The sequence below is a fragment of the Rhizobium sp. 01N447_2 genome (assembly GCF_056399245.1).
In genome coordinates this window covers 42,239-48,696 of record NZ_JBFTQY010000048.1, presented here as the reverse complement: position 1 = coordinate 48,696, position 6,458 = coordinate 42,239, and the positions used below count along the sequence as shown (strand labels likewise).

The 6,458-nt window shown below is 59.2% G+C and carries 8 protein-coding genes; 2 read left to right on the top strand and 6 right to left on the bottom strand.

What is annotated here, in order from left to right; genetic code table 11:
* The 6 genes from AC1ECN_RS26305 to AC1ECN_RS26280 form a co-directional block, all read right to left on the bottom strand.
* Window positions 1-943 (bottom strand): DUF58 domain-containing protein (locus AC1ECN_RS26305; protein ID WP_477954551.1); only part of this gene is annotated, 943 nt, incomplete at its 3' end.
* Window positions 944-1,900, bottom strand: a complete 957-nt coding sequence (locus tag AC1ECN_RS26300) for an AAA family ATPase (RefSeq protein WP_018071512.1) — start codon at window positions 1,898-1,900, stop codon at window positions 944-946.
* Window positions 1,887-3,149, bottom strand: coding sequence for a hypothetical protein (locus AC1ECN_RS26295; protein ID WP_477954549.1), 1,263 nt, complete (start codon window positions 3,147-3,149; stop codon window positions 1,887-1,889). The genes AC1ECN_RS26300 and AC1ECN_RS26295 overlap by 14 nt, the downstream gene beginning before the upstream one ends.
* Complete coding sequence (locus AC1ECN_RS26290) at window positions 3,142-3,897, bottom strand: hypothetical protein (protein WP_477954547.1); 756 nt, start codon at window positions 3,895-3,897, stop codon at window positions 3,142-3,144. The genes AC1ECN_RS26295 and AC1ECN_RS26290 overlap by 8 nt, the downstream gene beginning before the upstream one ends.
* A gap of 3 nt (window positions 3,898-3,900) precedes the next feature.
* The gene (locus AC1ECN_RS26285; protein WP_047618252.1) at window positions 3,901-4,347 is read right to left on the bottom strand and encodes a DUF805 domain-containing protein; all 447 of its coding nucleotides are present in this window, start codon (window positions 4,345-4,347) and stop codon (window positions 3,901-3,903) included.
* A 205-nt stretch (window positions 4,348-4,552) separates the two neighbouring features.
* The gene (locus tag AC1ECN_RS26280; protein WP_130657399.1) at window positions 4,553-4,999 is read right to left on the bottom strand and encodes a DUF805 domain-containing protein; all 447 of its coding nucleotides are present in this window, start codon (window positions 4,997-4,999) and stop codon (window positions 4,553-4,555) included.
* 291 nt (window positions 5,000-5,290) lie between these two features.
* On the opposite strand from AC1ECN_RS26280, the gene AC1ECN_RS26275 reads away from it, so the two are divergent.
* Window positions 5,291-5,704 (top strand): MbcA/ParS/Xre antitoxin family protein, encoded by a 414-nt coding sequence (locus AC1ECN_RS26275; RefSeq protein ID WP_018071517.1) that lies wholly within the window; start codon window positions 5,291-5,293, stop codon window positions 5,702-5,704.
* On the top strand, window positions 5,698-6,396 hold the full coding sequence (locus AC1ECN_RS26270; RefSeq protein WP_477954546.1) for an RES family NAD+ phosphorylase: 699 nt from the start codon (window positions 5,698-5,700) through the stop codon (window positions 6,394-6,396). Before AC1ECN_RS26275 ends, AC1ECN_RS26270 begins: the two co-directional genes overlap by 7 nt.
* The last annotated feature ends 62 nt before the right edge of the window (window positions 6,397-6,458 follow it).

Here is a 6,458-nt window from a genome sequence, read left to right as displayed (position 1 = left end):
CCTGGGTTTCGTAGCGCAGCCCGGCGCACACCGTCTGCAGCCGCGGAAAGGCCGCTCGTCCGGGCAAGGCCGGCACGAACAGACGCGGGCGGCTGTCGAAGCTGTAGAAGCCGACGAGATCGCCGGCAAGGCCTGCGCCCCAGCACATGGCGAGCGCCGCATTGATGGCGCGATCGAGCTTCGTGAAGCCGGCAAGCTGCTCGGCCATCAGCCGTCCGGAATCGACGCAGAGGATGATCTGGTGGTTTCGTTCGGCCCTCATCTCGCGCACGACGAGACTGCGCATGCGCGCCGAGCGTTTCCAATCGATGCTGCGCGGATCCATGCCGCTTACAAATTCACGCAGCTGGTGGAATTCCGATCCCTCGCCGCGCAACCGCAAATCCTTCTGGCCGGCCTCCAGCGGCAGGATCTGGGTCTTGATCGCTCCCGATAGCACCGGCGATATGTCGGGCTGGACAGCGATCTCTTGCCCGACGGGCATCTTCGCGATGATCTCGAGCAGCTTCAATCGCGATGGCCACTTCAGCCATAGCGCGTTGACCGCGTATCGTCCCCGCCGGGTCAGATGAAGGTCCAGAGAGGCCTTGACCTCTCCTTCTCCGGCACCCGATGCAGGGTTGAGCCATCGGATTTCGTCGACGACCAGCTCGGGAGCGAGATCGAGCCGGATTTCGATTTTCCGGGACAGCGCGCCCTTCTGCGACCGGATACCGACCGTAAACGCGGCGGTGTGGCCGACAAAGCCCTGCGGCGGCAGATCGAAATCGACCGTCATCCTGCCCGCCAGGTTGGAGATGACCAGATCGGCGACGGTCAGGGCTGCAAGCGCAAGCCACATGAGGAGCAAGAAGTAGCTCATGTCGCGCCACCACACGCTGGTGAAGACCGTCACCGCGGCTGATATCAGAACGAGCGCGATTAGAGTGGAGGATGGCCGCATTTAACGGGGCGCATCCACGCGGTTCATGATATTGCGCAGCACCTCGTCCGGCGTGCGCCCATCAATTTCCGCGGAGGGAGAAAGCACGATGCGATGGCGCAAGGCAGGCACCAGCAACGCCTGGACATCGTCCGGCAAGCCGTAATCCCTTCCCTCGAAAGCCGCGCGCACGCGCACTGCCGATGCAACAGCGTCGGCCGCGCGGGTGGATGCGCCATAGAGAATGTCGGGATCGGAGCGCGTGGCGCGCACCAGGTCGACGATGTAGGTCAGGATCGTGTTATCCAGACGGATCGCATCGATCAGCGCCCGCCCCTCGGCAAGTGCGGCACTTGTGACAAGCGGACGGATGCCGGCATTGCGCAGGTCTGATTTCAGTGCCTGCGTCGCGTGTTTGGAGAGGATGGCAATTTCCGTATCGCGGCTGGGAAAATCGACGACAAGCTTGAACAGGAAGCGATCGAGCTGTGCTTCGGGCAAAGGATAGGTGCCCTGCTGCTCGATCGGGTTTTGCGTGGCAAGCACGAAGAAGTCCGGCCCCAGGGAATAATCGGTTCCATCAAGCGTGACCATTCGCTCGTTCATCGCCTGCAGCAAAGCCGATTGCGTCTTCGGGGGGGCGCGATTGATCTCATCGGCCAGCAGAATGTCGGTAAAGACCGGGCCCTTGGTCAGGTGGAACTGATTGGTCTGGAAATTGAAGAGATTGACGCCCAGAACATCGCCGGGCATCAGGTCTGGCGTGAACTGGATGCGACGATATTGCAGCGCCATGGCGGCGGAGACCGACCGGGCAAGCAGGGTTTTGGCCGTGCCGGGCGGACCTTCGACCAGGCAATGCCCGCCGGCAAAGATCGAGATCAGGACGAGATCGATGATCGCATCCTGCCCCTGCACCGCTTTGCCGATTTCGCCACGAACCGCAGCGATAAGATTGCGAAATTCACCTAGATCCAAGGTCAGTGCTCCCCAGCGATTTTCTAAAAATTTCGAGATTGCGGTGCAGATCCGCCCGCGTCATCCGATGTCCACGATCGATCAGCGCCTGCGCTGACGAATGCAATGCCTTCGCCGCCGCCTGATCGCGGCGCGCCAGGCGTTGAAACAGCCGCTCTATGCCCGCCTCGTTTCCGGCTCCGGGGCCGAAGACCAGTTGCGCCTTGTCCGCAAGCAGATGGAGCACGAACTGTCCGGTCATCCGGCCATCATTGCCCGAAAGGCGCAGCAGACGCGCCGTCGCGTCGATCGCGGCGGTCTTCGACAGCTCGATGTTTCCGGATGTCTCCTTCAAGGCAGGCCCGAAGCGATAGGCGCCGCGCCAGAAACAAATCGCGGCGACGACAAACAGCACTCCCCAGATGACGGACAGCGGATAAGCGAAAAACCGCTTGAAATCGGAGGCAGAGCGCTCGTAGGTCCGGCCCTCATCCGCCGGTTTCTTGCTATCCAGGGGCAGGCCGGCCGTATCCAGATAGACCGGCCGCTTCTCGCCCGCGCCGCGCAGCAGCGTGACGAGCGACACGGCAAAGGAGGCGTTATCGGCCAGAGCCAGTCCGTGATTGTTCAACAGGTCCGGATCCGACAGCAGATAGACGTTGGGGTCGTCCGCGCCACGCAGGAGCAGCGCGCCCGACGGCGTGCCCGCGAGCTCCTCCCAACCGCTCGGGAGGCTGGACCGTTCGAAGGTTTGGGCCAGATAGAGGGCAATCTTGATTGGCTGGCCCGGTTTCAGCTTTGGCTGCGCCTCTTCAAAATCGGTGCTGCTGCGGGCGAAGCCAAAATCTGAATAACCGATCTTGTCGAGTTCGCCGCCGATATCGGAGAGATCGGCCAGTCCGGATTTGCCGGCAACACCATCCGTTGACACGCTGCCGCGCCATTTCGGCAAAACGATCAGTGTCGGCAGCGCATAGCGGTTTGACTCCCGGATCGGGCTATCCGGTCCTGCGTCATCCGCTTCCTCGTTTGCCTGAGGTGCGACAGCCTCGGCTTGGCGTATCGACAGGGGAATGATGCGCAGCGAGATTTCCGAACGCGCCCGAGCGACATGAGGGTCGGATCGTACGACAGGGATACCCTTGGCTTGCAGCCACGTTTCCAACCCCTTGTTGCCAAGCGGCGAGCGGTCGAAGTCGCTGCCGCGCGAAAGCGCAAAGACTGCCAGAAGCAACAGCCCCAGCAACAGAAGAGGCCCCGAGTTACGCATTGGCCACTCTGCCTGATGACAGCAAGCCGCGCGCCGTCGTCAGAAGGACGCCGAAATGGCTTTCCGCAAGCGTGCGGCCGCCGTAATGAACGAGCTCCACTGCCGTCAGAAAATTTTCAAGCTTATCGCGTTCGGGCATATTGCTCGGTAGACGGGCGAAAACGGCGCGTTCCGTATCCGAGCGGAAAAGCCGTGTTCCCGTCATATCTGCTGCATGAAGCAGGCAATGTCGGAGCAGGAGGACAAGCGCCTGCCTGCGATCCGCCATGGCGGCAATGCGCTGCAGAAAGTCGCTCGGCTGTTCCTCGGCCTCGGCTGCAGACGTGCGCCAGCTTTCCGGCGCCTCCCCCTGCCGCTTGATGTCGCGTGGGGCCGATGAAAGCAAGACGCCACCGTTGCCGAAGCGTATCCACAAGCCGATGACCACGATGAGACCGACAAGCACGATGGCAACCGCCAGAGGACCGTTGACGACCGGCTCCCGCGGGCTCATCAACGGCTTGCGTTGTGGCGACGATTTTGTCGTATTCGATGCCGGTTCGACCTTTGCAGAGGCGTCGCCATAGACGAGCGTGCAGCGCAATCCGTTCTGCTGGCACTGCGCGGCATATTCGGCTCCGACGGCGCTCTTTTGATGATCGCCGCCCCCAACCTGCTGACTGTCGCTGTCCTGCGCCCAAGCAGGCGAAAACTGAGCCGAGGCGGCAAGCAACAGAGCCACCAGCAGGCCGAGATTGCGGATGGTCATTCTCTAAGCAAAGACCTCTGCTCTCGCTTCGGGACGCAGCGGATCCGGCCCGAACCTGTTCGGACCATCCGTGCCCCTCATTACGGAAATAACCGTGATCGCGAGACCGGTAATGGTACCGATATAGGGAACCATGCCCAAGACGATCAGCGCGAGATACCACCAACCGGAAATGTCGCGATCGTGGAAACGGCGAACCTGAAGGGATAATATTGGTAAAAAGATTGCAAGTCCAAACAATCCGCCGATCACCATGATGGCGACCACCGCTGACGAAACTCCACCCTGTTGGTCGGAAAAGGCGCCTACCGCCAAAGCCAAAATTACAAGCGCGAGCCCTACCAAGGTATAGAACAACACGAACCACCAATATTCCGAGCGGGAAGCCCTGCCGGAGAAGGTTGCGTACTTCTGCGTTAAAACTGTCCGAACAGCTTCAGTAAATCCCATTTCAATGCCCCCATTTATGCTGATTCAAGCACGGTGATCGACGGTCTCATCATCGTCTTGCCTGAAAGTCACTTCAGAAAACTGCTACAATTCAAACGTAGAAATTGCAATAAGTCGGTTGCTTCAAACAGACGCTCGCTGATGCGGAAACTGAATCGTGGCCCAGGGACAGACCCAACAGGCCAACGTTGCGGATGGCCATGTGCTAGGCAAAGACCTCCGCTCGCGCTTGGGGACGCAGCGGATCTGGCCCGTATTTGTTCGGACCTTCCGTGCCTGGAAGCAAGCAGATCACGAGGATCGCGATACCGGCAATGACGTTGAAGTAGGGAACGAAGCCGCCGACGAACAGCGCGAGATACCACCAAGCGGAAATATTTCGATCATGGAAACGGCGAACCTGAAGGGCCACCTGTGGCAAAAACATTGCCAGCCAAGTCAATCCGCCGATGAACACGAGGAGGCCGACTGGTGGCGGAACTCCGTCCCGGAAATCGGAAAAGCTGGAGGTCACAAGACACGCGATTCCGATCGCGAACAGCACCGTGAAATAGAATAAGACAAACCACCAATATTCCGAGCGGGAGGCCCTGCCCGAGAAAGTTGCATATTTCTGTACAAGAGCCGTCCCAACAGCGTCAGTAAACCCCAACTCGATGCCCCCGTTCTGCGTGCTGCGCGTCTGCTACTGTCTCACCACGGTCGTTGAGCCATAGTAGCTGCGGCTGAAAAACAGCTACAATTCAAACGTAGAAATTGCAATAAGTCGGTTGCAACGGCACGTTATTTTAGAAGCAATGATTAACGCCTTGAGATTTTCACCTCGGTGACGAGTCGTTCGGCCACCCTTTTTGCTGTCCATGTGATGCGGTCGTTTGAAGGAGAATTTGGATTTGCCAATTGGCAATAATATGCTATCTTTCTGCCAGAAAGAGAGGATGCCATGCAGCTTCAACCTATTGCTTCGACTCCCTTTAACAGGACATCGGCTGAAATCACCGATGTGGAAGCAGGGGCGCTGGCCCGCACGACGGTAAACCTCTTCAACGCCTGGAAGCTCACGGAGGCCCAGGCTTGCACCTTGCTCGGAGGTTTGTCAGCCCGCACATGGGCACGGTGGAAAGAAGGCAACGTGGGACGTGTCGATCGGGACCTGAAAATGCGGATGGCTCACCTGATGGGTATCCACAAAGGGGTGCGGCATCTGTTTAAGGACCCATCAAGGGGATATGAGTGGATCAAAGCACCTAATACGGCCTTTGGCGGCAAGTCGGCGCTGGACGTGATGCTTCAGGGCGAGCTTTCTGATCTTGCCGTGATGCGTGAATGGCTCGATGCGGAGCGGAGCGCATGGTAAGTGGGCTTGCTGTCCGCTCCCGCGTACAGTGGCCTAAAACCTACCGCATCATTAGATCGATCTATCCGCCAATCGATTTGTTCGAGGACATCGCCGACCCCCGCGACTGGGAGGCCCTTGTGGCCGTCGAGGCGAAAACGAATCCGCGCATTCGATATGAGGTGGGCGATCTTGGAAAGGTGCCCGCGAACCGCCGCGTTTCGGGCACCGGYGCTAGTTATGTAATGGCCCCATTCGTCCATTGCTCAACGGGGCGGCCGGGACGCTTCACGGACGGAAGCTATGGTCTCTACTATGCATGCGACAGTGAAGAAGTCGCTGTCGCCGAAACAATACATCATCATCAGAAGTTCATGAGCTCAACGCCCCAGCGTCCGGGGTGGACATCGGACTTTCGCGTCCTAGTGGGCAGCGTGGACCGAGAACTGGACGACGTGAACGCGGTGCCTGGCGCCCTGCATCCGGACGATTACACCGCTTCCCAGATTGAGGGATGCGAACTTCGTGCAGCGGGCAGCGATGGTCTCTTGTGGAACAGCGTTCGAATGCCCGGTCAACGTTGTATCGGCATTTTCTGGCCGGACGCCATAACCATTCCTGTCCAAGGGCGGCATTACTGCTATCACTGGAACGGCATGCGGGTGGATTTCGTGCGGCAGTACGACACCGGGGCGGTACTGGCGGTAACTTAACCGTGGCTTGTGGCAATTGCTCCATTTGCCGCGGATTTATGTGTTTCAGCGGTAATCGGCTG

What these genes read in the sequence shown, in the direction of transcription:
- AC1ECN_RS26290 (WP_477954547.1), bottom strand. Translation starts at nt 3,897, where the DNA reads ATGACCATCCGCAATCTCGGCCTGCTGGTGGCTCTGTTGCTTGCCGCC.
- AC1ECN_RS26285 (WP_047618252.1), bottom strand. Translation starts at nt 4,347, where the DNA reads ATGGGATTTACTGAAGCTGTTCGGACAGTTTTAACGCAGAAGTACGCA.
- AC1ECN_RS26275 (WP_018071517.1), top strand. Translation starts at nt 5,291, where the DNA reads ATGCAGCTTCAACCTATTGCTTCGACTCCCTTTAACAGGACATCGGCT.
- AC1ECN_RS26295 (WP_477954549.1), bottom strand. Translation starts at nt 3,149, where the DNA reads ATGCGTAACTCGGGGCCTCTTCTGTTGCTGGGGCTGTTGCTTCTGGCA.